Here is a 26,690-nt window from a genome sequence, read left to right as displayed (position 1 = left end):
CCTTTTTTAAGGAAGATTCCCCCTCTTTTATTAGTGATTTGATAGTTAAATTTGGAATGCATTGAAAAATGTGAAACAAATCAACTAACAAAGCATCTAATCACAAATGAAATTAAGACTTGTTATAGCTGTCGTATTCTCCCTATTTTTAGGAGGCTTATTGCTGTTACCCGAAACCATTGCGAATTCTTGGAGTAAGTTTTTGGGCAATTTTCATCCTTTGTTTCTACACCTACCAATTGGGGCTTTGTTGGCTCTTTTTGTGATAGAAGCTTACCAATGGCTTACTAAAAAAAGCAACTTGCAAACACTTGCACAGCCTTTGTTATGGTTTTCGGTGCTTACAGTAATTCCCACTTTGTTGGCAGGGGTATTTTTAGCAGGTGCTGGAGGATACAATAAACAGGTTTTAAATTTTCACAAGTACATGGGATTGGCCACTGCTTTTGTAAGTGTATGGTTGTTGGTTTTGCATTACTGGATTCGTAGTACAAATAAATTTCAAATAGCCTATAAAATCGTTTTAGGGATCAATGTGTTATTGTTATCTATAGCAGGACATTACGGAGGTTCTCTAACACACGGTAGTGGTTACTTAACCAAAGATATGCCACAAGGCTTGCAATCTTTTTTAGGGATAGAAACCCAAGAGAATTATAAAAAACTCATCAGAAAAAATACAGAAAAAACGACAGAAGGTGTTCCAAAACACATCCAAACATTTCAAGATAAAATTCTACCTATTTTAAGCACACGTTGTTACGAATGTCATAACGAAAACAAACAAAAAGGGGACTTGCGTTTGGATACGTTAGATTGGGATGTAACCACAACACATGGAGCCAAAATTTGGGACGATATTTTGTTTGAGATATCAGAAAAAAATATGCCACCAGAAGAAAAAGAGCCTTTAACAGATGTGCAAAGAAAAATTATTATTCAATGGATACAGAATTCCTTTAAAAAACAAAAATCAAATCAAACAGAAATAACAAAAAGCAAACATGAGAAAACAAAAGAAAAGCCTGTGTTGGCACAGAGAACTTCTAAAATCACTAAAAAAATATCTAAAGAAGAATTAAATTATAGAAAAAATATTCAACCTATTTTTAATAAGTATTGTTACCAATGCCACAATTCCAAAAGGCAAAAAGGAAACATGCGTTTAGACAATTTAAATTGGGATATGGTAAAAGGTCACGATGCAGAAAAATGGAACTCAGCTTTGGATGAAATTAATAAAGGCGAGATGCCTCCTAAAAACAAACCTCAACCTACAAAATTTGAACGAGAAAAAATTGTGAATTGGATGACAACCTCTTTGGCTAAAGCTGCGGATGCTAAGCAAGTAGCCAATAATGGAGTAATGCGAAGATTGACAAAAAAACAATATACCCACACATTAAATGAATTGTTAGGACTGCCTATTAATTTTGGAAAAGTGTTGCCGGACGATGGAATTTCTAAGATGGGATTTAGCAACAATGGAGAAGTTTTACAAATATCTCCATTGCATTTAGATTATTATCAAAAAATAGCCAGAGAAGCTCTAAGCAAAGCAATTGTATTGGGAGACAAACCAAAGTCTACTAAGTACAAAGTAACTTTTGGTAAAGGTATTGGAACAGACAAACCAGGAGCCGTTTTTGGTGGTTTTCAATCCATTGCCATGAGTAAAGACGATTTTGTTGTTCAGGTAGCCAAAGGGGATGAACCCTATGAAAACACATTGTATGATAGCATTAAAGATAAAATTGGTTTTGATTTTAGAGGGTCTGATCCTGATCGTTTTAGTGTAGTTAAAGAAGGACTACTGATGCAGTCGGCTAAACCACATAAAGAGTTGCCTCCTAAATCTTGGCAAGGTCCATCACCCAATGTAAAAATGGTAATTAGAGATTACTTTCCAGGGACAGGAAGCTTTGCTTTTAGAATAGAAGCCTCTAAAGGATATATAGATGAACACAGTGAAATGATTTTTCCTTTAAAAAATCAAAAACCGAGGGCTATAACGGAAGCTTCTATTGTTATTGCAGCAAAAGATGTTGACCTTAAAAAAGGTAGAAATTTAATTATTAGTAAAGACCAGACTTTAATTCAGGCTAAAGATGTTACCAAGTGGGTAAACGCAAAATTTAAATACAACGTAAAAAAAGAGGGATATTACCAAGTAGACATTGTGCATCCATATGTTCATAAAGACGAAAAAAAATCTATTACTTTAGGTCTGTTGGGTGTAGGAGGACAAAAAATATCACATTTATTTAAAGAAGGAATTGAGCAAGAACAAAGACACACCACAGTAACACCTGTAGGTTTGGTGTATTTAAAAAAAGGAAAACATTTAGGACTTATACAAAGATCTTTTTTTGTAGGAATGTACAAGGTAATTCTAACTCCAGTCGAGGAAGGAAATCCGATGTTAAAAGGAATTAGAGGAAAATCTAAACTGAATAATGAAAAGTATAAAAATGATTTTCCATCTATTAGAGCGTTTGCAGGAACTCGCACAGATGATGGGCAAGATTATTTAAATTTTGATACTCCAAAAATAATTAGTAGTCCGTTTGGTGCTACACAAAAAATTGAATTTACAGGATATTTTGAAGATTTACCTGTACCAATGTACAATCCTAATGATAATGGTGAGTTTTCTAATATGATGCATATTGGGTTTTGGAACAACTTTTTGGTAAAAAATGCAAACGATTCTGGCCCCGTTTTACTGGTTAAAAATGTAGAGTTAGAAATGCCATATCATCCTGTTTGGCCACCCAAAAGTCACACACAAATCTTTTTTGATTCGCCTAACAAAAACAATGAAGAAGTATACACCAAAGAAGTATTAACTAAATTTATGGAACGTGCTTTTAGAAGAAAAGTAGCAGAAAATGAAGTAAACAGATACATGAGCTTTTGGCAATCTGTTCGTAATGATTTTTCAAGCTATGAAGATGGAATTAAAGAGACTTTGGTAGCTGTATTGTGTTCGCCTAATTTCTTGTATATTTTAGATCAGAACAATCCTAAAATAGATCAAAAAAATAGCGATTATTACTTGGCTTCCAAACTGTCTTACTTTTTATGGAACTCACCTCCAAGTCAAGAACTCATTCAGCTTGTTAGCAAAGGGGAATTAAGAGAAAATTTACCTCAGTTAATATCTAAAATGACACAAGATCCCAAGATCATGCGTATGATTCGTTCTTTTGCTACAGAATGGTTACGTATAGACCGACATAACGGAATGAACACTAGTGTAAAAGATTATGCAGACTATAACCGTTTTGTAAAAGAAGATATGAATGAAGAAACGTATCATTTTTTAGAGTATGTACTAAAAAACAATTTGAGCATTCTGAATTTTATTGATTCAGATTTTGCAATGCTCAACCAAAACTTAGCAGAGTTTTATGGAATTGAAGGCGTAAAAGGAGGTGAGTTTAGACCTGTTGCAACTACAGAAAGTCAGCAAAGAGGAGGATTGTTATCTCAAGGAGCATTTTTAAATGGTCACTCCGATGGGGTGCAAGCACATCCTATCAAAAGAGCGGTTTGGTTAAAAGAAAAAATATTAGGAGATCCGGCACCACCACCACCACCCAATGTACCTGAGATAGATCCAGATACTCCAGGTTTTGAAAAATTGACTTTAAAAGAGCAGTTGGAACTGCATAGAAACAAACCCTCTTGTGTAAGTTGTCATCAAAAAATTGATCCCTATGGGGTGGTGTTCGAAAATTATGATGCCGTAGGACGTTTTCAAACACAGGCAAAAGGAAAGCCTATAGACTCTAAATCAGTATTGCCAGATGGTACCACTGTTGTTGGTGTAAAAGGGATAAAACAATATATACTGGCACAAAAAAAAGAAGAGGTAACACGTTCGGTTGTCAAACATTTATTTGCTTACGCTTTGGGAAGAAACGTGACGTTTGCTGATGATAAAGAAATCAACAACATTGTTAAAAAAGTAAGAGAAGATCATTATAAATTTCAAGCAATTTTAAGAGAAATTGTGTTGAGCCCTTCTTTTTCTAGAAAAAATCAATCATAAAAATATAAGGTTATGGTAAAAAAATCTTGGCATATGAACAGAAGAAGTTTTGTGAAAGGGCTTGGTGTTGCCTGCATGCTTCCGTATTTAGAGTGTATGGGAATGACACGCTTGTCGGTACTTGATGCCCCTGGCAAAGCAGATATACCCAAAAGACTAGTGTATTTATATACGCCCAACGGAGTTGCCATGCCTCCCAAAGAAAGTGAATACCATCAGCAATGGAATTGGTTTCCTATGGAGCAAGGAGCCAATTATCAATTTACCAACACCTTAGCTTCCTTAGAACCCTATCGTAAAGAGTTGTCTGTTTTAGGCGGGTTAAGCCACCCTTTTAGCAGAAATGTTTTGGGACATATTGCTGGAGATACATGGTTAACAGGAGGTGATTTGCGTAGTGCTTATAACAATAGTATTTCGGTAGATCAGGTGGCAGCACAAAAACTAAAAGAAAAAACACGTTTTCCTTCATTAGTACTTTCTACCGATGGTGGTGTAGGGTATAAATCTCGCGCATCAACACTTTCTTTTGATTTGTCAGGAAAAGCCATTCCGTCAGAACATAGACAAAGAGAAATTTTTGAACGTTACTTTTCTCCAAACGGAGGAAGAACTACAACACAACGTAGAAAGTCTTTGCAGCAAGGCAAAAAAATTGTGGATTTAATTTTGGAAGATAGTAAAGCTTTGAATAAAAAACTAGGAGCTCATGATAAGGCTAAAATGGACGAATATTTAACTTCTCTTAACCGTGTAGAACAGCAAGTAGTTCGCAACGAAAAATGGTTAGACATTCCTTTAAAGAAATTTGATGCGGATCATTTAAATTTAGAAGTAACACCTCAGGATCCTGAAGCATATTTAAGAGCTACACTAGATTTAATTGTAATTGGTTTACAAACTGATGCTACTCGTGTGGTTACCTATATGATGGCTCGAGAAGACGGAATGGGCTTTGGTGATAGTTTTCCAAAGTTTTCATTGAATTTACCTGGACACCACAGCATGTCTCACGATAAAAAAGCAGGGCATTGGGAAGAATGGGGAAAGTACGACCAATGGTTGGCTAGCCACTTTGTCTATTTTTTAGAAAGAATGAAAACCACTACTGATGAATTTGGGCCTTTACTAGACAATACTTTGGTCTTGTACGGTAGTTCGTGTAGTTCTACTCACAATGCAAATAATTGTCCTTTGGTATTGGCTGGAGGGAAAAATATGGGAGCCAAACATGGTACTTACACAGAGTTTGATCCTAAACATGTACACCTCTCTAATTTGTTTGTAAGTATGCTGAATGCCGTGGGGGTAGAAACTGAAAAATTTTCTGATAGTACAGGTACTTTGCCTTCTATTTTGTAAGCAAGTATTTAGTAATAAGAATTTTTAGTTATAAAATAACAACTAACAACTAAAACAATGTCAACAAAAAAAAATACTCCGGTAGTAAGCAAAGAATTAGTACTGCCTTTTATTGTAATTACTTCATTATTTGCTCTTTGGGGTTTTGCCAACGATGTTACCAATCCTATGGTAACAGCTTTTAAAAAAGTTATGCCAGAACTCAGTTGGTTTCAGGCTTATTTGGTGCAGTTTGCCTTTTATTTTGGCTATGGCTGTATGGCTTTACCTGCTGCATTGTTCATCAGAAAATACAGTTATAAATCTGGAATTTTGCTAGGGTTAGGATTGTATGCTATAGGAGCATTTTTGTTTTATCCAGCCTCTAGTTTAGAAGATTACAATTTCTTTTTAATTTCTTTATACGTAATTACTTGTGGTTTGTCTTTGTTAGAAACCACTGCAAATCCATTAATTTTATCTTTGGGAGACAAGTCCACCGCTACCAGACGTTTGAATTTAGCTCAAGCTTTTAATCCTATAGGGTCACTTTCAGGAATGCTTATAGCACAATTTGTGGTTTTAAGTCAAATACAATCCAATCAACTTACAGAAGAGGCTTACAGTGCTTTAGATACAGTTACTAAAAGTACTATGAGAACTGAAGACCTAGCAACGATTAGTAGTCCGTATTTAGGAATTGGTGCTGTGGTTTTGGTAGTTTTAGGAATTGTTTGGATGACTAAAATCCCTAAAGTACAAGAAGAGGAAGAGATAACGTTAAAGGAATCTTTTCAAAAAATATTTGCCAAAAAAGCTTTTTTACCCGGAGTGCTTACTCAGGCTACCTATGTGGGTGCACAAATTATGTGTTGGACAGCTATTTTTCAATATGTTGAATATTTAAATCAATCTAGACCTGCTAACGATCAATTGCAGGCAACCTATTGGAATATGTTTGCTATGTCTATTTTTTTATCGGGTAGGTTTATTGCTACTGGGTTGATGAGTAAATTTAAAGCCCCAAAACTGTTATTTCTTTACGCAATTATGTCTGTTTTGTGTTGCTTAGGAGCTATTGTAATGCCTGGGATGGCAGGTTTGGTTAGTTTGGTATTTGTGTCGTTATTTATGTCCATTAACTTCCCAACCATTTACGGAATTGCTTTAAAAGATATGGGGGGCGAAGCCAAAGTAGGTTCTGCATTTTTGGTGATGGCTATTGTGGGGGGAGCAATATTTCCACCTATGCAAGGGTTGATTATAGATATAGGAGGACCCGAATTGGCCAACACAACCATTTTGGGTGTACCTGAAGTAAAATTTTCGTTCATTATGCCTATGATTTGTTTGATTCCTGTAATTTTTTACGGTTATAGCAACTCAAAAACAGCGTAGCATCTTAATAAAGCTTAAAATATACAGGTTACTACTTTGCTAATTAACTACAGTTATGCTGTAAAACTATAGTTCTAAAGCAGACATAATCAATCAAAAAAATCACAGATGAAACTATTTAAAAAAATTACAACAGGAATGTTGATAGGGCTAATGCTAATTTCTTATCAATCTAGAGCTCAAACCAGCGTTATAGTTGCCAATAGTGAAAATCAATGGCCTATGTCTGGAGGGCCACATGGAAATTGGAAAGTACAAACAAATAATCGTGTTCCTACTCATTGGTCGGTGCGTACAGGAAAAAACATCAAATGGAAAACTACCTTGCCAGAAGGAGGGCAAAGCGGAATTGCAGTATGGAATGATAAATTATTTTTAACCATCAATCCTCCTAATAAAAATCCAGAACATAAAATACTATTAAAAGCATATCAACAAATAAAGAAGACATATAATAAAAAATTTAAAGCCGAGGTAAATGCCTTAGAAATGAACCAAAATAAAGACTTTTTGCTTTTGCAAAAAAACTATAAAATAGGCCATACTAAGTGGCAGCAAGTACTAAAAAATAATGCTTATTACCAACATGGTTCTGTTTTAGAAAGACCAGAAATTGAAAGAAATATGATGAGAAAAGACAAAGTTGGAAAAGAATATGCTAAAGTTTTAGAGAGTTATAGAGGCTTTGTTCATAAAAAGAACGAAAGTTTAAGAGAGCTGTTTGCTGAATTAGAGTTGGCAAGAAAAAAGAAAAATGGAGGAGCGAGTAGCAAAGATATTGTGTTGTTGTGCTTGAATTCTGAGACAGGTAAAATTTTATGGCAAAAAACGGTAAAAGGAACAATTGAAAGTCAATACAACTACGGTTTTAGTGATGCTACAACTCCCTGTCCTGCAACAGACGGAACACATGTTTGGGCAATTAATGCAAGCGGAGGGATGGCTTGTTTTACCATAGATGGAATACGAGTTTGGGAACGTACTTGGCAGCCTACTATAGGTAGACCTTTTAACAAGCAGTTTGATTCTGTGTTATTTCAAAATTTAATATTGAATGTAGAACCTCCTGTTTCAGTAGATATTCTAAGACAAAAAGATTGGAACTACTTACATGCCTTTGATAAACTAACAGGTAAGCGTATTTGGGTAACCCAACAAGCACTTACCCATTACAACACACCAATTTTGGGAGAAACTGCTGAAGGAATACCCGCAATTTTAATGGGTAGAGGAGGGCCACATGAAGTACCAGAGAGGCCTGTTGGTTTGAGTTTGATTTCTTTGGCTAAAGAGAATCAAGGAATAGAAATTTGGAATTGGCAACCTAAAGAACCCAATACATTATCTGGTTGGGGAGCATTAAGCACTCAGCATTGGAATAGTGGTAAAGCTTCTTGGTTTGATAAAGGTAATCATCATACTATTATTGATGCTAATACAGGAAAATTTATAGCTAAAAAGCAGTTAAATATTGTAAATCAATATAATTTTGATACGGTAAAACAAAGCTATGTTTTAGCAGAAAATGTAAAATTAAAAGGATTACAAAATCAAAGACATTGCAATTTTTTTACAGAGAATAATGTGTACTATATGGTACGATACAGTCCTTATTTAGCCAAACACAATACAATTACAGGAGAAAATGAACATTTGGAAGTACCAAGAAATACAGATGCAAAAGGGAATTATCTGTATGGTATTCCGCAAAATAACGACGGGTTAAATTCCCAAGGACAGCTGAATGCTGCTGATCCTCGTACAAGGGGCAATGGGTTTCAGAAATGTTTTTTAGGATCGCCAACTAAGATTAACAACTATATTTATTTTACCAATGCAGTTGGTATGGTGTATGTAGTAAATGCCAACGCAAAAAAGTTTGATGAGTCTGCTTTAGTAGCTGTAAATGATTTGGGGCAAAGCGGAAAAACGTGGACAGTAAATTCCTTAAGCTATGCCAATGGGAAAATTTACCATCGTACGATGAAGGAAGTAATATGTATTGAATAGTTAAAAAAACAGCTCCTTTTTTAAGGAGCTGTTCTTGTACTTATTTGTTTTTATAAGCAACCATCATTTCGGTAACAGAAGCGTGGGGTTTGCCCATAATTTTTTCAAAATCGGAAGAAATATCGTAAGCACCAGTTTGTATACCTTTATAAATACCGGCAATAATAGTTCCAAGAAAATCTCCCAAAGCTGCTTTCCTTTCTTCTAAATAAGCATCAAAAGAAATAGCTTTAAAGGTTAAGGATGTACCAAAAACTTGATTGATAATTTGTGCTAGTTCTGTTTGTGTAATTGCACTACCTACCAAGTTGTACGTTTGTTGGTTATGTTGGTCGTCTAAAACAAGTTTTGCATATGCTGCTCCTAATTCTTCACGACTTGTATAAGTACACTTACCATTGTTAGCGCAATTTCTTATTTCTCCTTCTTTTACATAAGTGTCTAGGTAATCCAAATCAGGCTCAATATATACACCATTTCTTCCTATAACATATTTTAAACCAGATTTTTTAACATCTTCTTCAGTTTTACGGTTGCTTTGTACTATGGGGCTAAAAGCATTTCCTGTTTCGTCTCCAACAATACTTGTATAGACTATTTTTTGAACATTGTTTTGCACAGCAGCCTCAATCACATTTCTGTGTTGTTGAATTCGGTTTTCGGGCTTATCCATACCCGATAGCAATACAACTTTATCAATTCCTTTTAATGCTAAATTAAATTCTTCTCTACTATTATAGTCACCTTTTCTAATCTCAATTCCTAATCGTTCTGCTTTTTTAGGAGTTCTAGCAATTCCAACTACGTTTTCTTTTCCTACTAGCGGAATTAAATTTTTAATGATAGATGAACCTAATTTTCCGTTTGCTGAGGTTACTGCTATTTTCATGTGATTTGTATTTTTTATAGGGTTGATACATTTACAGATATTACAAAATTGATACGAAATTCTCAAAAAACAACCATCAACATAAGGTTAAAAATGGTAAATGTTGGCAGGTTAAAGAATTTTGTCTACTGCAGCTTGTATTTGTATTTGAACCATATCGTAAATCCCATTAGCTTTAGGATTGTATATAGATAATTCAGTACAAGCCAAAACCACACTAGTTGTTTGGGTATAACGCTGTATAATGCTGTAAAATTGTGTAATTTCTTCAGGGCTTTCTTGCTGATGGTACACTCGTTGTCTAAAAGTATCTATAAAATCTACATCGGAAGGCGTAGGTTTTTTTACATCGATATGTTTAGACTGAAAATATTGAGGTAAATAAGAAGAAGTCATTGTGTGTTTGGTTGCAAAAATTACAATACTATTCACGTTGTTTTTCTGTAATTTTTGAAGACATAATGTTACAGGGTGTAAAATGGGGGTGTTGATTTTTAGTAAATCGATGGTTTGGTGAAGTGTAATGTTAGGAATAAGTATACAGTCAGGAGCTAAGGTTTCTAGTTGATGAATGTAATGTTGAACAGTTCTGTTTAATGTTTCTGATGGATGAGGAAGGTAAGGGTTGATGGTGTTAAAATCAGTATTAAGCATAATAAAAGGACAAGTGCTGTAGCCTCCTTTTTGTTGCTGGTATTGTTGGTTTAGCTCTTTTATATAAAACAAAGTACTGTAATTCCCCAATCCTAAGAGCCCTAAAACACACATAAATTATTGTTTTTTTAGAATGTAATCTGCAAAATACTGTTTGCTGTCTACAATTTTTGTTTGTATGTGCAAGTCACTGTCTTTAATAATTTCTTGAAGCAAAGCATCGTTGTACTTTCTTGAAATTTCGGTATGAATTTTTTCTCCTTTATTAAAGTGATACGTGTTTCCTGTTGCGGTGATATGTACAGTTTGCGATCGATTGCTTACAATATAACTTTTAGCAATTCCTTCACGTTCGTTGTATTCTGGAGCATGATCAAAATCATCCAAATTAAAATTTCCTCCCAATTCATCATTAATTCTTTGTAATAAATTTAAGTTGAATTGTGCCGTAACACCTTTGCTATCATTATAAGCAGGCAGTATAATTTCTTTGGCTTTAATCAAATCTACTCCTAACAACAATGTGTCGTTGGTTTGCAAATTAGCAGCAAGGTTTTTTAGGAATTTAGCTGCAACAGCATCTTCCATATTTCCTATGTTAGAGCCTAAAAATAAAACAACTTTTGGATGATTGCTTTGTTTTAAAGAGGCCAATACTTCAAAATAATCTCCTTGTTGCGTGTGTACAAGAACTTTGGGCAAAGAATTTTGAAGATCTTTTTTTAACAAACTCAATGCGTTGTGAGAAATATCAATAGGCAAATAATTAAAAGAATAATTTTCTTTAGACAAAGATTTTAATAGCTGTTTGGTTTTAGTTCCATCTCCGGCACCAAGCTCTATCAGTTCAAAAAAGGTGTTTTTTTCTAATCCTAAATGCTGAATTAAATCTTGAGTTTTATTTTTAAAAATATCAAACTCACTTCTGGTTAGGTAATACTCTGGTAAATTCATAATTTCTACAAAAAGAGCATCTCCTTTTTTGTTGTAAAAATACTTGGAAGGCAGTTTTTTTGTTGTAGAAGACAAGCCAAGGTCTATTTCAGTTTTAAAATTTTCAATCATAGTTATTTTGCTAATCGGATTCCTGTAAATTGCCATCTTTCTGATGGATGAAAAAAGTTTCTGTAAGTAGTTCTACTGTGGTTTTTTGATGTAGCTGCAGAAGCTCCTCTAAGAACCATTTTATTGCTCATAAATTTGCCATTGTATTCCCCAACGGCACCACTTTCTTTCTTAAAATTAGGATAGGGTAGATAAGCACTTTGTGTCCATTCCCATCGAGTTCCCCAGTTTAATTGTTTAGAAGCAACTTCCCACTCAAATTCTGTAGGCAATCGCATTTTTTTCCATTCAGCAAAAGCTACAGCTTCGTAATAACTAACATGACATAAAATTGCATTAGGATCTACTTTGCATAGTCCAGCGAAGGTATATTGATGCCATTCTCCTTTATAAAAATGCCAATACAAGGGAGCGTTAATGTTATTTTTCTGTATCCAATGCCACCCATCATCTAACCAAAGATTAAAATTTTGATAGGCTCCATCTTTCATAAATTCTAAAAAATCTCCATTGGTTACTAGGTAGTTTTGAATATGAAAGTCATCAATAAAAACTTGGTGTACTCCCAGTTCGTTATCAAAGCAAAAATCGGTTCCTTGATGACCGATTTTGTATATTCCTTGATTGATTTTTATCAGATTTGTACAAAGGTTAGTGTCTTTGCTTAAGTTTGTGTTTGGGTGGTATGCAGGAAAAATAGGATTGTGGCCTAACATATATTTTACATCGGTAACCAATAGTTCTTGGTGCTGTTCTTCGTGCTGAAGTCCCAAAACAATTAACTTTTTAAGGTCTAGATTAAGATCTGTGTTTAAAAGTTGTTGCATGTGGGTGTCTACATGTTTTCTATAAGCATAGATTTCTTGAATACTAGGCCTAGAAAGGTTTCCTCGGTTGGCTTGTAGTATTCTATCTCCTACATTATTGTAATAACTGTTGAATAAAAAATTATAATTTTCGTTAAATTCAGGGTATTGATTTATTTGTTTTTTTAAGATAAACGTTTCAAAAAACCAAGTAGTGTGAGCCAAGTGCCATTTTGCTGGACTTGCAAATTTTGCTACCTGTATGGAAAAATCTTCAACTGCTAGGTGACTGCAAAAGGCTAAGGTTTGTTGTCTTACAGCGTTGTATTTTTCTAATAAATTCATGCTTTCTATTTTTTTAAAAGATACGAACTTCAACTTGATAAGAAGAATCTTAATCAAAAAAACTAATAAAATGGTTTGTGTATAAATAAGCTTATATAGAATAAGAAGATTGTAAATTGTTTGTTAAAATCCTCAATTATTTTACAGGTTGTCGCTTGATTTTTAACAGCTATATGTTGGTTAGGCCTTTATTTATAAATACGGTAGAAACATCATCCATAGTCATTGTTTGTGTTTTATAAAAATAGATGCTGTGGTAATTTTAAAAAAGGTAAATGAAACTGATAAAATGGTAAATATGGGGTTTTACAGAAAAGAGTTTTTAAAAGATTTTGGAGTATGTCCTGTTTTTTTCTTAAAGAATTTGGTAAAATTGGTTACTTCATCAAAGCCCATGGCAAAAGAAATTTCTTTTAAGCTTTTATTGGTGCTTGCAATTTCTCTTTTGATTTCTAGAATTACATAATTATCAATAAATATTTTGGCAGTATTTAAAGTTGCTTTTTTTACTACTTCATTTAGTCTTTTGGTAGACAATTGTAAATTTTTAGCATAATCTTTTACGTTTCTGGTTTGATGACATTTGGTTTCAACCAAATTTTTAAATTGTAAAAACGTGCTGTAATCCTTTGTATTTTTTGGGGTTAGGTGCTGATGTGGATTTTTTCTTTCTAACTTTAGCAAGTATATTTCTAGAATAGAGGCTATAATGTTCTTGTATGCGTAGTGTGTTTTATAACGAATTTCTTCCTGAAGTTGTGTTATGAATACATGGTTTAATTTTTTATCAGAATTAATAGCGGGAGCAATATGATAGTTGTACAAATGCGCAATTAACTGAATGGAAGATGGTGAAAAGTAACGGAATAAAAACTCTTCAGTAAAAAGAATTAAATACCCTTTATACGTTGGCTTTTTTTGAAAAGCATGCACTTGGCCTTTGCTTATTTTTACAATAGAGCCTTGTTTTAGTTGATGTGTTTTTAAGTCTATAGTATGCGTACCAAATCCGTTAGTGACCAATAATAAAGCAAAAAAGTCAATTTTATGAGCTAAGGTGGGATTGTGGTTTTGACTATCAAAAATCCTTTGAAACAATTCCGATAACTCAATCAATTCAAAATCACCGTAAGGAGTTTTGTTTTTAAAAGAAATATCGGGGATTTGATGAATCATTGTCTTCCTAATTTCGTCTGTGTAAGTTACAAAAAACACAAACAAATTTAAGATGTGATCTTTATTTATGACTTAATTTTCATTCTTTTAAACATCTTGTCTTGCATGTTTTTAAAAAAACGATACTGACCAACAAGCCATCCTGAGTATGGCAATGTAAATTGATAAACGATAAAAACAGGTACTAAGTATAAAATATAGTAAACAACTATGTTTAAGTTTTCTTTAGTAACCCCAATTATGGTAAGTAAAGGTCTTACAATATATGCGGCAAAAGAGCCATTAATGCTAAAAGCAACAATAATTGCTAAAATTCCCCAATTGGATTGCAGCCCCCAGCGCTCTCTTAGTTTTTTCATCGTTCTGTAATTTGAAGCAAAAATAGTGGATAATCAGAAATATGCAACTTATTTAAAAAAGGAGTTAAATAAATTTTTCTTTCAGTTCAGTGCTTGGAACCATACAATGTTCCTTTTTTCCAAACCATCGATATCTGTTTTTTGCAATATAAACATAGACCCAATCTCTTATAGCTTTAGGGATGGGGTAAAACACAAATAATAACGGATATACACCTTTAAGTTGTTTGGCAATTTGTAGTGCTGCACTAGATTTTGTATAAATTTGGTTTTGAGTTATCAATAAAATAGAATCTATGTTAACCAAGTCGTTTTTTTTAATAAAATTCAGTCCTTTATCGGATTGTAAGGCTGCAAAGCGGAAAACGTTGTGTGCATCATTTTTAATAACTACTTGAACGGATTGATTGCATAAATTGCAAACTCCATCAAACAAAATTATTTGATGCTGTTTTCTAATTTCTTCTATACTTTCTAAATCAATACTCATTTGGATTGTCTAAATTTGTCGAAATTTTTTCAAAAACAAATATACCCAATTATCAAATGAGATTTTTTAAATACCTTCTATTGTTTTTTTTTATCATAAGCAGTACACAAGCACAAGAAACAGTGCTAAAAAATAAAGGGAAGTTTTATGCTTACTGGGGGTGGAATCGTTCTAAATATTCAGCTTCAGACATTACTTTTAAAGGAGATAACTATAACTTTACGTTAAAAGATGTTGCAGCTAAAGACAAACAAGTCCCTTTTTCGGTAAACAAGTACCTTAATCCAGCAAATGTTTCTTTGCCACAAACAAATGCAGCTATTGGATATTTTTTTCATGAAAACTACAGTGTTGTTTTAGGTCTAGATCATATGAAATATGTTACGGTACAAAATCAAGGATTGATTATTGATGGAGAAATTAATACAGGAGGTGAATTTGACGGAGTTTACAGTAATGATTTGATTCAGCAAACTGAAAATTTTTTAAAGTTTGAACATACAGACGGTTTAAATTACATTCATATCTCCATCAATAGGTTTGATGATATTTCTGACGATTTAGGAATTCACACCGAAAATTTTAGAATTAATTTAACCGAAGGAATTGGAGCAGGAGGGCTATTGCCTAAAACCAACTCGACCTTGTTAGGAAAAGAAAGACATGATGATTTTCATTTATCTGGATATGGAATTCATGCACAATTTGGAGTAAACTTTGTGATTTACAAACACTTTTTTGTTCAAACTGATTTAAGAGGTGGGTATATTAATATGTCTGATATAAGAACGACACCTAGTCAATCCGATTCAGCTTCTCAAGATTTTACTTTTTTACAAGGAACGCTGTTAATAGGAGGTAGGTTTCGATTGTTTTAGAAATTGTGGGTAATTAAAAAAGGCTTTATTATTTTAATAAAGCCTTTTTTAATGAATTTTTTTAGAGGGTAATTATTTTACTTTTACCAATTCTACATCAAATATCAAGGTTGCGTTTGGAGGAATAACACCACCAGCACCTCTAGCACCATAAGCTAAATCAGAAGGAATTACCAAACGAGCTTTATCTCCAACTTCTAATAGCTGAATACCTTCATCCCATCCTGGGATTACTTGGCCTACACCTAAAGCAAATTCAATAGGTTCTTTTCTTTTATAAGAAGAGTCAAACACGGTTCCATCTGACAACTGTCCTTTGTAGTGTACCGAAACCATTTGACCTTTGTTTGCTTTTTGCCCAGAATCACTCTTTTGAACGATTTTGTATCGCAATCCACTAGCCGTTTTTTCGTAACCAGCAGCCAACTTTTCTAGTTCTTGTTCTCTGGCTTCAATTTCTGCTTTTATTCTTGCTTCTCTAGCACCTTCAAAAGTTCTAAAAGCTTCAATAGCATTAAATTTTTCGGCAGCTTCTCCTACACGAATAATTTCTAAAGATTCAATTATATCATCTTGTGCAACAGCATCTACAATATCTTGTCCTTTTACTACACTACCAAAAACAGTGTGTTTTCCGTCTAACCATGGGGTTGCAACATGTGTGATAAAAAATTGAGAGCCATTGGTTCCAGGACCTGCATTGGCCATAGATAATTTACCTGGAGCATCGTGCTTTAACTCTGCTACAATTTCATCATCAAAGCTATACCCAGGATTTCCTGTTCCTGTACCTTGAGGACATCCTCCTTGAATCATAAAATCTGGAATTACACGGTGGAATTTTAATCCGTCGTAGTAAGGAGTTCCCTGTGGTTTTGCACTGTTTTCCATATTTCCTTCTGCCAAGGCAACAAAGTTACCCACAGTACCAGGAGTTTTTTCAAATTCTAAGTTTACTAAAATCTCACCTTTAGAGGTGTTGAATTTTGCGTACAATCCGTTGTTCATTCTTTTGATTATTTAAATAAAGTAGTTAGTGTTGAAAAATTAACACTAAAACCTATGTTAATATTATTAGAGTTTACGTTTGCAAATGGAGAAATTACCTTACCTCCGGATACAATTAACGACAAGTGAGAAGTCAATTTATAATAACTTCCTACCTTAACTTTAGAAATAATTCCTCCTCCTGCATCTATTCCAGCACCTCCTCCTGCACCAATAAGTACCTCTGCAAAAGGTTGAATTTTTCCTTTTGCAAATATAGGAGAATAAACTCCCATTCCTATCATTCCATCAGCATATCCACCAGCCCCCCATTTTGCACTTTCAAAATTAGAACCATTGTACCTAGACTCGTAAGCAAAAGCAGTTTGTGCTATCAAATACAGACTTTTATTTAGATCATAATTAAACTGTAAGGCCAATAGATGTAGTTGATCTAAAGGTTCTCTAACTTGCCTTTTAATATCCAAATATGTCTGGTGTTGCATGCTTACACGAACCCCTTTAGTATAAATTTTTGTAGGTGTTAATTCTTGTACTTTTTGTGGTTGAGTACTAAACTTAATTCCTCCTCCCATAGTATAAGCTTCAAAATATCCATCTAAAGCTCTAGTGTAACCTACATGTGCAAATAATGAGGTTTTACTAGATATATGATAATCAATTCCTAAAGAAGGATACATTGTTGCACCTCCTTCAGCTCTAACTCTTCCTCCAGCTGATCCTATTGCTAATTTGGTAAAAATATTAAAGTGATTGGTTTGGATAGGTTCGTAACCAATTCCTCCAAAAATATCCATAAAACCAGCAACCAAGCCACTATACACGGCATCAGAATGGATAAATACGAAGGTGTTTTGGTTTATGTATTTTTGATATTCGAAACCTAATAAGTATAACGTATTCCTTAGTAGCTCCGAATTATGTTCAAAGTCTTTTCGTGTTCTTCCGAAAGGGAAATACTGATCTAACTTAATAGCAAATGCACTTTTTTTGTTGTTTAGTTTATTTACATTATTTAAATCATAACTATTATTTTTTTCTGAATATAGAGCCGTTTGTATCTTGGTTGAGAATTCTAAGAACAAAGAAACTGAATTGTCTTTAATGGAGCCAGTGTAAAAATTAAAATGACTGTATTGAGCACCAAAAGTTATGTTTTTAAACTGATAAGCTAATCCAATATTAGGATTGATGTAGGCTCCTTTATTGATAAGGCTTCTGTAACCTCCACCTCCACCAAAATCTAGGTTAGTATCTAAGGATAAATTTTTAAAAATAGGTTGTCTAAGTCCTATTTCAATTCCTAAAGTGAATAAGCCTCCTTGATCTCCAAATAGAGCTGCATGTGTGTTGGTTCCCAAATAAAACTTGTTAGTAATAGGTATTTGATAGTGTAGTCCTCCCAACGCCATTTTTTTGTCTTTAGCATTGAAATCATAAGGCATTTTTAAGACCATGTAGTTTAAACGTACTCTATTTTTTTTTGTAAAAATAGACAAGTCCGATTGAGCAGAACTCAAACAGGAATATAAAAACACAAGTCTTAAAAAAAGTTTTTTAATCATTACTTATTATTTAAACTCGCTCGTAAAATGTAGTTTTACCGACGGGTATTTGTCTTGGGTCATTTGAATGGTAAAAGCAGAATCTGCTAAAAAAACCAATTGACCCTGTTTGTCTTTGGCTAAGTAACGTTGTTTTACACGTTTAAATTCTTTAAACTCTTCTTTGTTTTCACCTTCTTCTACCCAACAAACTTTGTGCATGTTTAGGTTTTCGTAGGTACATTTGGCACCGTATTCGTGTTCCAAACGATATTGAATTACTTCATATTGTAAAGCTCCAACGGTTCCAATTACTTTACGGCCATTGAGCTCTAAGGTAAATAGTTGGGCAACTCCTTCGTCCATCAATTGATCTAACCCTTTGTAAAGTTGTTTGGCTTTTAGAGGGTCGGCATTGTTAACATAACGAAAGTGTTCTGGAGAAAAACTAGGAATTCCTTTAAAGTTAACGATTTCCCCTTCGGTAAGAGTGTCTCCAATTTTAAAGTTACCTGTATCGTGTAAACCTACAATATCACCTGGGTACGACTCTTCTATTATCTCTTTTTTCTCGGCAAAGAAAGCGTTTGGGCTAGAGAATTTCATTTTTTTACCATTTCTTACATGTAAATAAGGAACATTTCTTTTAAAAGTACCCGATACAATTTTTACAAATGCCAAACGATCTCTATGTTTAGGATCCATGTTGGCATGAATTTTAAACACAAACCCAGTCATTTTGTCTTCTTTGGCATCTACCAAACGTTCTTCGGATTGTTTAGGTTGTGGGTCTGGAGCAATTTCTATAAAACAATCTAAAAGTTCTTTTACTCCAAAATTGTTCAGAGCAGATCCAAAAAAAACAGGTTGCAAATCCCCTTTTATATATTCTTCTCTGTCAAAATCAGGATAGATTTCTTCTACCATTTCAATTTCTTCACGTAAGGTGTCTGCTGCTTTTTTTCCAATCATTTCATCCAGTTCAGGAACGCTGATGTCTGTAAATTCAACCCCTTTAGTGATTTTTTGCTTGCTGTCTCCAGAAAACAAATTAATTTTCTTTTCCCAGATGTTATAAATTCCTTGAAAATCATAGCCCATCCCAATAGGAAAAGAAAGGGGAGTTGTAGTAAGTCCTAGTTTTTGTTCTACTTCATCTAATAAATCAAAAGCATCTTTACCCTCTCTGTCTAATTTATTGATGAATACAATCATAGGAATTTTACGCATTCTACAAACTTCTACCAATTTTTCGGTTTGAGGCTCTACTCCTTTTGCAACATCGATTACAACAATTACAGAGTCTACAGCTGTTAGAGTCCTAAAAGTATCTTCGGCAAAATCTTTGTGACCAGGTGTATCAAGAATATTAATTTTACGGTTTTTGTAGTTAAAGGCCAAAACAGAAGTAGCTACCGAAATTCCACGTTGACGTTCGATTTCCATAAAATCTGATGTGGCTCCTTTTTTTACTTTGTTGCTTTTTACGGCACCTGCTTCACTAATTGCTCCTCCAAAGAGTAATAATTTTTCTGTTAGTGTGGTTTTACCCGCATCGGGGTGAGAGATAATTCCAAAAGTACGTCTACGTCTAATTTCGTCTAAAAATGCCATTCTGTTGATTTAAAATCGATATAAGAGCGGCAAAGATACGTTTTCAATTAGCAATTAGCAATCTGCAAGTAAGACATTTTACATTGCTTATTTACGAGGAATTAGAAAAAAAACATGCGCTTGTTTTAGTAATAACAAAGCGCATGATCAAAAAAATGTAAAAAAAACCGAGTGTTATCTTCCTTCAGGATGGCTTCTTAACTTTCCTAATCCTTGAGCAAAGTAGACTGCTGGTTTGTGCCAAACTCCAGATTGTTTAAAACCAGGTTCGTTGTAATCTAAGCTTAAATCACAATCAAATCTTGCAATGATAGAGTGTCTACCTCCATTTTTACCTGCATTGATGAAATGTGAAATTCCCCAAGTGATTCCTCTACCATCTTTGGTATTTGTAAAGGCATCGGGAGTATAAGGTCCGGCAGCAATAGGAACTAATGAAATTTTAGACATTACTTTAAAATTAACACCATCAGGAGCGTACTGTACTGTTTCTCTTTCGTTTCCGTCTTTGTAAATAATAGCAGCAATTCCTTCTTTATACGGGAAATAAGTGGTCTCGTGTCCTGAGGTCATTACAGGGTTTAAAGGATGTTTGGTATAAGGTCCTAACGGATCCTCAGCTATTGCTAAACCGTGTCCTACAGCATAATTTTTTCTGTTGTCAGGCCATTTATTGTAAGCAGATTTGTAGTATACATAAATTTTTCCGTTGTGTACAATTGGGTAAGGATCATGTGTTGCCTTATGATCCCATTCTCCTTCTTTACCGAAAGGAATTACGGCATCACCGCCATGAATCCAAGGTCCTTCAGGAGATTCTGCATATGAAATAGATACTGGACATAAATCCCCTTTTAGTCCGCTAGGTTCGTCAAAAGCTTGGTAGTATAAATAGTATTTTCCTTTCCAAACCAAAATTTCTGGCGTACATACCGATCTCCACCCAGATTTTGGCTTTTCGGGTCTTTTAATAGCAACTCCTTTTTCTTCCCAAGTAAATCCATCTTTACTAGTTGCGTACCAAACTTCTGCCAAGTCCCAGTCTGTAGAAGGGATTTCATCGGTAGCTTTTGCTGCATTATTCCACCCAATAGGAGGTACCTTGGTGTGGCGTTTGGTATACCATAGATAGTAAGTATCTCCTACTTTTATTGGGCGAGTAGGGTCTCTTCTAGTTATGGTTCCATCACCATTATTGTAGTCAAAACCTTTAAGGCGGGTATATTTAAATTGCGAAAATAATTCGTTGTCTTGAACTCTAGGTGCAGGATAATCAAACATGCGTTCTGCAGATGCACTTAAAGGAAAGTTGGGTTTTTCGGTCGGCATTTTGTACGGAAATGCTTGATGTTCTTTAGGTTGATGTGCTTCTTTTTTGTCGATTTCTTTCTGACAAGCAATACCTAAAACACTAAGAAATAACAATAGGATGATTTTCTCGATGTTAAAAATGGACTTCATAGGTCATTTATAATTTAAATGTTAAGAATAATTGCGTTTTGGTTTTTGTTTTCAAAACTAAATTTCAGATATTTTTTTGATTTTGACTTGAACTTTTACAAAAAAGAAAATCGGAAACGTTTCCATAGTTATAATTTTTATAGAAAACGTTTCCGAAATTATGTGGATGTTTCCGAAAATTATTTTTTTACTAAGAGTTTGCCTTAATCAATATTTACCTCCTTAATGCAAAGACTGCTACTATACCAGCAATGGCTCCAAACAAATGAGCTTCCCAAGAAATATAAGCTCTAAAAGAAGGAAAAAGTCCCCAGAACAGCCCACCATAGATAACCGCAACGGCAATAGAAATTAGAATAGGAATGGTTTTTTGCTCGTTAAAACCATTTACAATTAAAAAGGCCGCCAAACCATAAATTAATCCGCTAGCTCCAATATGGTTTGCATTTCGTCCAAGCAACCAAACTAACAATCCACCAAGTAAAATAGAAATAATCACCACGCTTACTGCTTTTCTAGGATAAAAAGAAAATAACACCAATAACAAAACAAGTAATGGCAAAGTATTAGAAATTAAGTGGCGAATGTTTGCATGTAAAAAAGGAGCGGTTACAATACCAATCAACCCTTGTTGCGTTCTTGGAACAATTCCGAAACGAGAAAGAGGCAACACAAAATCTAATAACCAAACAAGGTATAATATGCCTATAAAACCAAAAATCTGTTTTACATAATCGTAGTTCATAAGGTTTCAGTTTTAAAAAAATCTAACTTTTCCTTATTGCAACTGCTTAGCTCTACATAACTTTTATTGCTTTCAGGAAAGGTGTGAATGGCCAAATGACTTTCTCCTAACAACCAAAAACATGTATAACCTTGTCCTGGAAAATAATGTTCACTAAACTGTAAAATGTTAAACCCAACTTTGTTTAGTATGGATTTGTATGTGTTTTTTAACTCATCAGGTTGTGTACAAGTAGTCCAAAATTGATAGTTGTATATATTGGCTTCTATTTTTTTATAAGTTAAATCCATTCGCATTATTGCATCTAGACTTTGCTCGATGACCTTTTTGTTTTACTTTAATATAAATCCCAATTTCCTTTTAAATAGTACTTGTACAAAACAGGATGATGTACACTGTTAATTTCAATCACAGCATCAACATTAAAAAAATCTTTTCCAAAAGACGTAATAAGCTGCATGGCTTCGTTGTTAATCCACTTTGTGTTATGAAATTCTAGAGATTGTATTCTTTTTTTTAATTCACTAGATTTGATGGACTCTTTGGTTCCTAAAATCCATCCCCACTCTCCCATTGACAATACTTGGTTGTGGAGTTTGATGGTAGTAAAGCCACAACTTTCTATGGTTTTGTCAATGCATTTAAAGGCTTTTGTTGCAAAATAAGGACTACCTGCTTGGGTAACAATGGCACCGTTGGGTCTAAGTTTTCTGTAGCAAAGGGTATAAAATTCTTTAGAGTACAAACGTCCTAATTCAATGGTTCTAGGGTCGGGCAAATCGGCAATAATTACATCGTAAAAATTGGTTGTGTTTTGCTCTAAAAAAATATAAGCATCTTGGTTGTAGATAGTTACTTTTTCAGAATTTAAGCTTCCCAAATTTTGAGCCAATAAAACAGGGTGTTCTTTTCCAAGTTGGGTCATTACAGGGTCTAAATCCACCAAATCTATTTTGTTTACCGAAGGATATTTGAGTAATTCCCTAACAGCACATCCATCACCTCCTCCTAAAATTAAGATGTTTTGCGGTTGTTGATGCAGTTTCATAATGGGGTGTACTAAGGGTTCGTGATACATTTTTTCGTCAATAGAACAAAATTGCAGATTTCCGTTTAAGTACAACCAATGTTGGTTTTTCCATTCGGTAATTACTATTTTTTGATATTTAGTTTGTTCCGAAAAGATGACTTTATCTTTGTATTTTTTTTGCTCTCCCCACTGAATAATAGGCTGAGTTACCATAACTCCAGAAATTAAAATAGCAAAAACAAGAGATAAAATTAATTGTAGTTTTCTGTTTTTTATAGGTTTAAGTTTTTCTTTAAAACGAAATAAAACGATTAGAGCCACCATAAAGTTGATGATTCCGAGAACAAACGGAGTGTAGGTTAAGCCTAAAACGGGTAAACCTACAAAAGCAAAAAAGACACCACCTAACAAGCTTCCGTAATAATCCTTTTCTAAAATAGAGGAGATATTGCTTTTTAAATCTTCATATTCTTTATTGATTCTAACCACTAACGGAATTTCTAAACCGATTAGCAAACCAATAAGCATGCTTAAAACATAAATAACCAAAGCGTACAATTCTGTAAAAGCAGCCAAAGTATATACCAAAACTGATGAAAAAGCGACCAGTAAAGAGAGAGAAACTTCTAGTAAAAGAAAATTTTGAATTAGGTTTTTGTTTATTTTTTTACTCCATCGACTACCTAGTCCCATACAAAACAGCATAAGAGATACAATCATGGTCCATTGAAAAATAGAATTTCCAATAAAATAAGTGGCTAAAGTAGATAGGATGTATTCTGCAACAATCCCTGCAAAACCAGTTGCGAATATGGCTGCTTTTAATACAAAAGAATTTTTTTTAAAGAAGTTCAAATTGTGAGCTTTTTAATTTGAATATTGCCTTTGACACTTAATGCATCTTAATAAAATTAATATTAAGATAACAAAGTACCGTAATGTTCTTACAAGCACCAAGAAATTAGAACAGCAGAACCTGCATAGGCAAAAGCTTCTACCAAACCAGCTCCTAAATTGGGCTTTTCTTGATGCACAATTTCATCCGTTAATTTTTGCCCAGGTAATAGAATTGTATCAGCAAAAAAGCGCATTATTGGTAACAAGATTGTAGCCAAAACCATTTGTATAGAAATATCAATAATAGTGGTTGTCCAGTCTTCAAAAGGAGCAATTAAAGCATTCATAATAATAATTCCTATAGCTAACAAAGCACCTCCAAAAGCAATTCCTGCAGCAACATTGTCTTTTTCAATCTGTTCATGAATATTGTAATCTAGCCACCAACCGTAAATTTTAGAAGTAAGGACTAACATAATATTTCCAATAGCCCAATAGATTACAAAAGTTAAAATTCCTTCGGTTAAGGTTTCTGATTCTCCAACCAAAGCACCGTATAAAATAAGTCCGTTTACAACGTAAATAATGGCTTCTATAATTCCCGTTCCTTCATTTTGATCAATAATTATTTCTTTTTTCAAATCAAACTTAGGCAAAATAAGCTTGTTAGCTATAAAATTAGAAATTTGAAGCAACAAAATGGATAAAGTTCCATAGATAAAAATATGCTCAATATCTATCCAAAAACCATAGCTTTCGCCAATAATGCTACCGCCAATGGTAATTAACAAGCCAATAAAATATCCTATGTAAGAAAGTATAAAAGCAAAATTGTCTTTTTCTACCAATTCATTCTGAATATTGATTTTTGAATGGGTAAACTTGTAAGCTAATTTTCCTAAAACAAAAATAAGCAATCCAGAGAGTACATATCCTGCGGAGTAGAAATAGGTTGTAAAATCAAACGCTGTATCCATGATCTAATTTTTATATTGTTGATTATTTTCCGAAACCACCACTTCTAGAGCGGTAAGAAGAACCACTATTGTAGCGACTGTTACTTCTGTAAGTTTTTTTGTTAGACGTGCCATAGCTTTTACCAGAAGAGTAACTTTTAGACTTAGCATAAGAGCTACTTTTTTTTACCTTACTTTGTACTCTTTGTTTAAAACTTTGAGATTTACTAGCCCAGGTAGAATTACTATTTTTATAGTTTTTGGTGCCAAATGTATTGTTTCTACCATAATAGTTACTACGGCCCCTGTAGTTGTTGTAGTAATTGTAATCGTCTCTGTAATAACGGTAGCCAGAACCCCAGCCAAAAAGTGATTGCATAAAAGCATATTGTCCGTAAAAAGCCCAAAAAGAACTTCCGTTAGAGGCTGTTTGCCAGTGCCCATATTTAGGATTTCCTACATAGTTGTCGTAACCTGCAGGAGCTGTTTTTTTATCTAAAACTCCATTTTTTTTAGATAAAATAGTCATTCCTAAGTCATTTTGATATTGTTCAAAAATTACGGGACTTACCTTTTTCCAATCAGTAGTTTTTAGATTAAAGTCATCCTCGGCACTAGGAGTGTTGTTGGGCGTAGGAATAATAATTTTATATTTATGAAAATACGCATCTTGATTTTCATTGTAGTTCATATCTGCTAAAATTACACTGTAATTTTGCTCATCAATGTATTGAGTAATTAAATTGTCTATAGGAGATTTTACGTATTTAGGACGATCGCTACCACAAGAAAACAAACTTAAAATCAATACAAAAAAACTGATTTTGATAAAATATTTCATGTTGAAGAATTTTGAATCAAATATAATTAATTATCCTGCTGGGCGGGTAAAATGTTGCTGATATCTGATTCTTGAATTACGATTCCTTGTGTGGCTTCAAACTCATAATCACCATATTGGGTTATACAGAGTGTTTTTTGTTCATCTTCATCAAAATAGTCAAAAGATAGCAGTTCTTCCCAGTTGTCGTTTTCTACATTTCTACTGTAACCAGGAGATTTTTCGTCTAAATAATAAAGAGTGCCTTCAAAAACAATTTCTTTGGGAGGCTCGTTATTAAGATCGATGTGATTGGTAACATTGACTCCTAATTTTCGCAGTTTAATGTCTCTAGAAAGCGTAAGTGTAAGCCCTCCGTCATCTTCAATCTCTAGGTATTTTTTTTGCGAACCATTTTTAACGACAAACTCTCTTGTAAAAAAGTTGTTTCCCCAATCATACTCAAACATGGCTGTTACCATCCAAGTTTCTAGGTTGTAGTCAAATAAATAATTTTTTTCTAAATCGGCCACCTTAATATTCAGGGGGTCAAAGTGTCGTTCTGTTTCTTTCTTTTTAAAAAAGTTAAATATTCTCATGTGGTATTTTGTTTAATAACTTTCATAGAACATCCATATCCACTGTAAATATGCACATTTATCGTCACTCCGATAGTATGTTGTTCGTAATAGATTTTTTTGTTATTTTGTGATAGGTTTTTAACATTTTCTTATCCCATTCATCTTTGCTATGTGAAAGTATGTTTAACTGTTTTTTAAAAGCCTGGTCATCACCTAAAAACAACAAGGAAATAGCTCTGTTCATCCGAATGCTCTTAGATTGTTTCTCTTCTCTAACTTTTGATAGATCTATATCAAAAATAGATACGCTTTTGAGAAATGCTTCTTTAGCTTTTGCACTATCTTGAAGCCGTTCCAACAAGATACCTCTTATAAAATAAGTACCTCCAGAGTCGGAGTTTAATTTTAGCAAAGTTGAGTTCTCAGCTAAGGCTTCTGCGTATTTTTTTTGTTTAATATACAGACTCATCTTAGTACTTATAGAAGCAGTATTTTTTGCATCGATCTCAATAGATTTATTTAAATACAGAAAGGCACTATCGAGTTTGTTTTGTAAATAAAACGTAGTAGCTTTTTTGTTCATTGCAATGGACTTAGGGTGTATTGTCTTTTCTTTTTTTACACAA

General features: G+C 33.7%; 23 protein-coding genes. 5 read left to right on the top strand and 18 right to left on the bottom strand.

Annotation, left to right across the window (positions count from 1 at the left end; genetic code table 11):
* Window positions 1-106 precede the first annotated feature (106 nt).
* From FS85_RS15075 to FS85_RS0104000, 4 genes are all read left to right on the top strand, one after another.
* Window positions 107-4,057, top strand: a complete 3,951-nt coding sequence (locus FS85_RS15075) for a DUF1592 domain-containing protein (RefSeq protein ID WP_010134768.1) — start codon at window positions 107-109, stop codon at window positions 4,055-4,057.
* Between the two features lie 33 nt (window positions 4,058-4,090).
* Window positions 4,091-5,419 (top strand): DUF1552 domain-containing protein, encoded by a 1,329-nt coding sequence (locus FS85_RS0104010; protein WP_202797925.1) that lies wholly within the window; start codon window positions 4,091-4,093, stop codon window positions 5,417-5,419.
* A 57-nt stretch (window positions 5,420-5,476) separates the two neighbouring features.
* A complete protein-coding gene (gene fucP / locus FS85_RS0104005; protein ID WP_010134766.1) occupies window positions 5,477-6,796 on the top strand; it encodes an L-fucose:H+ symporter permease in 1,320 nt (439 codons plus the stop codon).
* Window positions 6,797-6,904: 108 nt separating this feature from the next.
* Entirely contained in the window at window positions 6,905-8,806 is a 1,902-nt protein-coding gene (locus tag FS85_RS0104000) for a PQQ-binding-like beta-propeller repeat protein (RefSeq protein ID WP_010134765.1), read from the top strand.
* A gap of 40 nt (window positions 8,807-8,846) precedes the next feature.
* On the opposite strand, the gene FS85_RS0103995 is transcribed toward FS85_RS0104000, so the two are convergent.
* The 7 genes from FS85_RS0103995 to FS85_RS0103965 all read right to left on the bottom strand — a co-directional run bounded on the left by FS85_RS0103995 (window position 8,847) and on the right by FS85_RS0103965 (window position 14,590).
* A complete protein-coding gene (locus FS85_RS0103995) occupies window positions 8,847-9,695 on the bottom strand; it encodes an SDR family oxidoreductase (RefSeq protein ID WP_010134764.1) in 849 nt (282 codons plus the stop codon).
* Between the two features lie 111 nt (window positions 9,696-9,806).
* Window positions 9,807-10,463: an aspartate/glutamate racemase family protein gene (locus FS85_RS0103990; RefSeq protein WP_010134763.1), complete on the bottom strand. Its 657-nt coding sequence runs from the start codon at window positions 10,461-10,463 to the stop codon at window positions 9,807-9,809.
* 3 nt (window positions 10,464-10,466) lie between these two features.
* Window positions 10,467-11,414, bottom strand: coding sequence for an L-histidine N(alpha)-methyltransferase (locus FS85_RS0103985; protein ID WP_010134761.1), 948 nt, complete (start codon window positions 11,412-11,414; stop codon window positions 10,467-10,469).
* Window positions 11,415-11,416: 2 nt separating this feature from the next.
* Complete coding sequence (gene egtB / locus FS85_RS0103980) at window positions 11,417-12,565, bottom strand: ergothioneine biosynthesis protein EgtB (protein WP_010134760.1); 1,149 nt, start codon at window positions 12,563-12,565, stop codon at window positions 11,417-11,419.
* 306 nt (window positions 12,566-12,871) lie between these two features.
* Window positions 12,872-13,741, bottom strand: a complete 870-nt coding sequence (locus FS85_RS0103975) for an AraC family transcriptional regulator (protein ID WP_010134759.1) — start codon at window positions 13,739-13,741, stop codon at window positions 12,872-12,874.
* 65 nt (window positions 13,742-13,806) lie between these two features.
* Window positions 13,807-14,100: a DUF6787 family protein gene (locus FS85_RS0103970; protein ID WP_010134758.1), complete on the bottom strand. Its 294-nt coding sequence runs from the start codon at window positions 14,098-14,100 to the stop codon at window positions 13,807-13,809.
* Window positions 14,101-14,164: 64 nt separating this feature from the next.
* Window positions 14,165-14,590, bottom strand: coding sequence for a thiol-disulfide oxidoreductase DCC family protein (locus FS85_RS0103965; RefSeq protein WP_010134757.1), 426 nt, complete (start codon window positions 14,588-14,590; stop codon window positions 14,165-14,167).
* 56 nt (window positions 14,591-14,646) lie between these two features.
* On the opposite strand from FS85_RS0103965, the gene FS85_RS0103960 reads away from it, so the two are divergent.
* The gene (locus FS85_RS0103960) at window positions 14,647-15,468 is read left to right on the top strand and encodes a hypothetical protein (RefSeq protein ID WP_010134756.1); all 822 of its coding nucleotides are present in this window, start codon (window positions 14,647-14,649) and stop codon (window positions 15,466-15,468) included.
* Between the two features lie 72 nt (window positions 15,469-15,540).
* Here the strand turns inward: FS85_RS0103960 and FS85_RS0103955 are convergent, their stop codons facing one another.
* The 11 genes from FS85_RS0103955 to FS85_RS0103905 form a co-directional block, all read right to left on the bottom strand.
* The gene (locus FS85_RS0103955; RefSeq protein WP_010134755.1) at window positions 15,541-16,476 is read right to left on the bottom strand and encodes a peptidylprolyl isomerase; all 936 of its coding nucleotides are present in this window, start codon (window positions 16,474-16,476) and stop codon (window positions 15,541-15,543) included.
* A gap of 8 nt (window positions 16,477-16,484) precedes the next feature.
* Window positions 16,485-18,041, bottom strand: coding sequence for a hypothetical protein (locus tag FS85_RS0103950; protein ID WP_010134754.1), 1,557 nt, complete (start codon window positions 18,039-18,041; stop codon window positions 16,485-16,487).
* A gap of 6 nt (window positions 18,042-18,047) precedes the next feature.
* Window positions 18,048-19,634, bottom strand: a complete 1,587-nt coding sequence (locus FS85_RS0103945; protein WP_010134753.1) for a peptide chain release factor 3 — start codon at window positions 19,632-19,634, stop codon at window positions 18,048-18,050.
* A 174-nt stretch (window positions 19,635-19,808) separates the two neighbouring features.
* Entirely contained in the window at window positions 19,809-21,095 is a 1,287-nt protein-coding gene (locus FS85_RS0103940) for a glycoside hydrolase family 117 protein (protein WP_010134752.1), read from the bottom strand.
* Between the two features lie 214 nt (window positions 21,096-21,309).
* Window positions 21,310-21,840, bottom strand: a complete 531-nt coding sequence (locus FS85_RS0103935; RefSeq protein ID WP_010134750.1) for a rhomboid family intramembrane serine protease — start codon at window positions 21,838-21,840, stop codon at window positions 21,310-21,312.
* Window positions 21,837-22,130, bottom strand: a complete 294-nt coding sequence (locus tag FS85_RS0103930; protein ID WP_010134749.1) for an S-adenosylmethionine decarboxylase — start codon at window positions 22,128-22,130, stop codon at window positions 21,837-21,839. Before FS85_RS0103930 ends, FS85_RS0103935 begins: the two co-directional genes overlap by 4 nt.
* Window positions 22,131-22,177: 47 nt before the next feature.
* Window positions 22,178-23,725, bottom strand: coding sequence for a polyamine aminopropyltransferase (locus FS85_RS0103925; RefSeq protein ID WP_010134748.1), 1,548 nt, complete (start codon window positions 23,723-23,725; stop codon window positions 22,178-22,180).
* Window positions 23,726-23,814: 89 nt separating this feature from the next.
* A complete protein-coding gene (locus FS85_RS0103920; protein WP_010134747.1) occupies window positions 23,815-24,684 on the bottom strand; it encodes a DUF350 domain-containing protein in 870 nt (289 codons plus the stop codon).
* Window positions 24,685-24,706: 22 nt separating this feature from the next.
* Window positions 24,707-25,504 (bottom strand): hypothetical protein, encoded by a 798-nt coding sequence (locus FS85_RS0103915; protein ID WP_010134746.1) that lies wholly within the window; start codon window positions 25,502-25,504, stop codon window positions 24,707-24,709.
* Between the two features lie 26 nt (window positions 25,505-25,530).
* Window positions 25,531-26,082 carry a DUF4178 domain-containing protein gene (locus FS85_RS0103910; protein ID WP_010134745.1) on the bottom strand — a complete coding sequence of 184 codons (552 nt, stop codon included), beginning with the start codon at window positions 26,080-26,082 and terminating at the stop codon, window positions 25,531-25,533.
* A 64-nt stretch (window positions 26,083-26,146) separates the two neighbouring features.
* Window positions 26,147-26,647 carry a tetratricopeptide repeat protein gene (locus tag FS85_RS0103905; protein WP_160162386.1) on the bottom strand — a complete coding sequence of 167 codons (501 nt, stop codon included), beginning with the start codon at window positions 26,645-26,647 and terminating at the stop codon, window positions 26,147-26,149.
* Between the last annotated feature and the right edge of the window lie 43 nt (window positions 26,648-26,690).

The organism is Ochrovirga pacifica, assembly GCF_000220525.1.
GTDB classification, from domain to species: Bacteria; Bacteroidota; Bacteroidia; order Flavobacteriales; family Flavobacteriaceae; genus Ochrovirga; species Ochrovirga pacifica.
The sequence above is the reverse complement of the archived record's forward strand: the minus strand, read 5'-3'. Positions and strand labels throughout refer to the sequence as shown.

Excerpts from the sequence above, each read along its gene's own strand:
- FS85_RS15075 (WP_010134768.1), top strand. The coding sequence starts at position 107 with ATGAAATTAAGACTTGTTATAGCTGTCGTATTCTCCCTATTTTTAGGA.
- FS85_RS0104010 (WP_202797925.1), top strand. The coding sequence starts at position 4,091 with ATGAACAGAAGAAGTTTTGTGAAAGGGCTTGGTGTTGCCTGCATGCTT.
- fucP (WP_010134766.1), top strand. The coding sequence starts at position 5,477 with ATGTCAACAAAAAAAAATACTCCGGTAGTAAGCAAAGAATTAGTACTG.
- FS85_RS0104000 (WP_010134765.1), top strand. The coding sequence starts at position 6,905 with ATGAAACTATTTAAAAAAATTACAACAGGAATGTTGATAGGGCTAATG.
- FS85_RS0103995 (WP_010134764.1), bottom strand. The coding sequence starts at position 9,695 with ATGAAAATAGCAGTAACCTCAGCAAACGGAAAATTAGGTTCATCTATC.
- FS85_RS0103990 (WP_010134763.1), bottom strand. The coding sequence starts at position 10,463 with ATGTGTGTTTTAGGGCTCTTAGGATTGGGGAATTACAGTACTTTGTTT.
- FS85_RS0103985 (WP_010134761.1), bottom strand. The coding sequence starts at position 11,414 with ATGATTGAAAATTTTAAAACTGAAATAGACCTTGGCTTGTCTTCTACA.
- egtB (WP_010134760.1), bottom strand. The coding sequence starts at position 12,565 with ATGAATTTATTAGAAAAATACAACGCTGTAAGACAACAAACCTTAGCC.
- FS85_RS0103975 (WP_010134759.1), bottom strand. The coding sequence starts at position 13,741 with ATGATTCATCAAATCCCCGATATTTCTTTTAAAAACAAAACTCCTTAC.
- FS85_RS0103970 (WP_010134758.1), bottom strand. The coding sequence starts at position 14,100 with ATGAAAAAACTAAGAGAGCGCTGGGGGCTGCAATCCAATTGGGGAATT.
- FS85_RS0103965 (WP_010134757.1), bottom strand. The coding sequence starts at position 14,590 with ATGAGTATTGATTTAGAAAGTATAGAAGAAATTAGAAAACAGCATCAA.
- FS85_RS0103960 (WP_010134756.1), top strand. The coding sequence starts at position 14,647 with ATGAGATTTTTTAAATACCTTCTATTGTTTTTTTTTATCATAAGCAGT.
- FS85_RS0103955 (WP_010134755.1), bottom strand. The coding sequence starts at position 16,476 with ATGAACAACGGATTGTACGCAAAATTCAACACCTCTAAAGGTGAGATT.
- FS85_RS0103950 (WP_010134754.1), bottom strand. The coding sequence starts at position 18,041 with ATGATTAAAAAACTTTTTTTAAGACTTGTGTTTTTATATTCCTGTTTG.
- FS85_RS0103945 (WP_010134753.1), bottom strand. The coding sequence starts at position 19,634 with ATGGCATTTTTAGACGAAATTAGACGTAGACGTACTTTTGGAATTATC.
- FS85_RS0103940 (WP_010134752.1), bottom strand. The coding sequence starts at position 21,095 with ATGAAGTCCATTTTTAACATCGAGAAAATCATCCTATTGTTATTTCTT.
- FS85_RS0103935 (WP_010134750.1), bottom strand. The coding sequence starts at position 21,840 with ATGAACTACGATTATGTAAAACAGATTTTTGGTTTTATAGGCATATTA.
- FS85_RS0103930 (WP_010134749.1), bottom strand. The coding sequence starts at position 22,130 with ATGGATTTAACTTATAAAAAAATAGAAGCCAATATATACAACTATCAA.
- FS85_RS0103920 (WP_010134747.1), bottom strand. The coding sequence starts at position 24,684 with ATGGATACAGCGTTTGATTTTACAACCTATTTCTACTCCGCAGGATAT.
- FS85_RS0103915 (WP_010134746.1), bottom strand. The coding sequence starts at position 25,504 with ATGAAATATTTTATCAAAATCAGTTTTTTTGTATTGATTTTAAGTTTG.
- FS85_RS0103910 (WP_010134745.1), bottom strand. The coding sequence starts at position 26,082 with ATGAGAATATTTAACTTTTTTAAAAAGAAAGAAACAGAACGACACTTT.
- FS85_RS0103905 (WP_160162386.1), bottom strand. The coding sequence starts at position 26,647 with ATGAACAAAAAAGCTACTACGTTTTATTTACAAAACAAACTCGATAGT.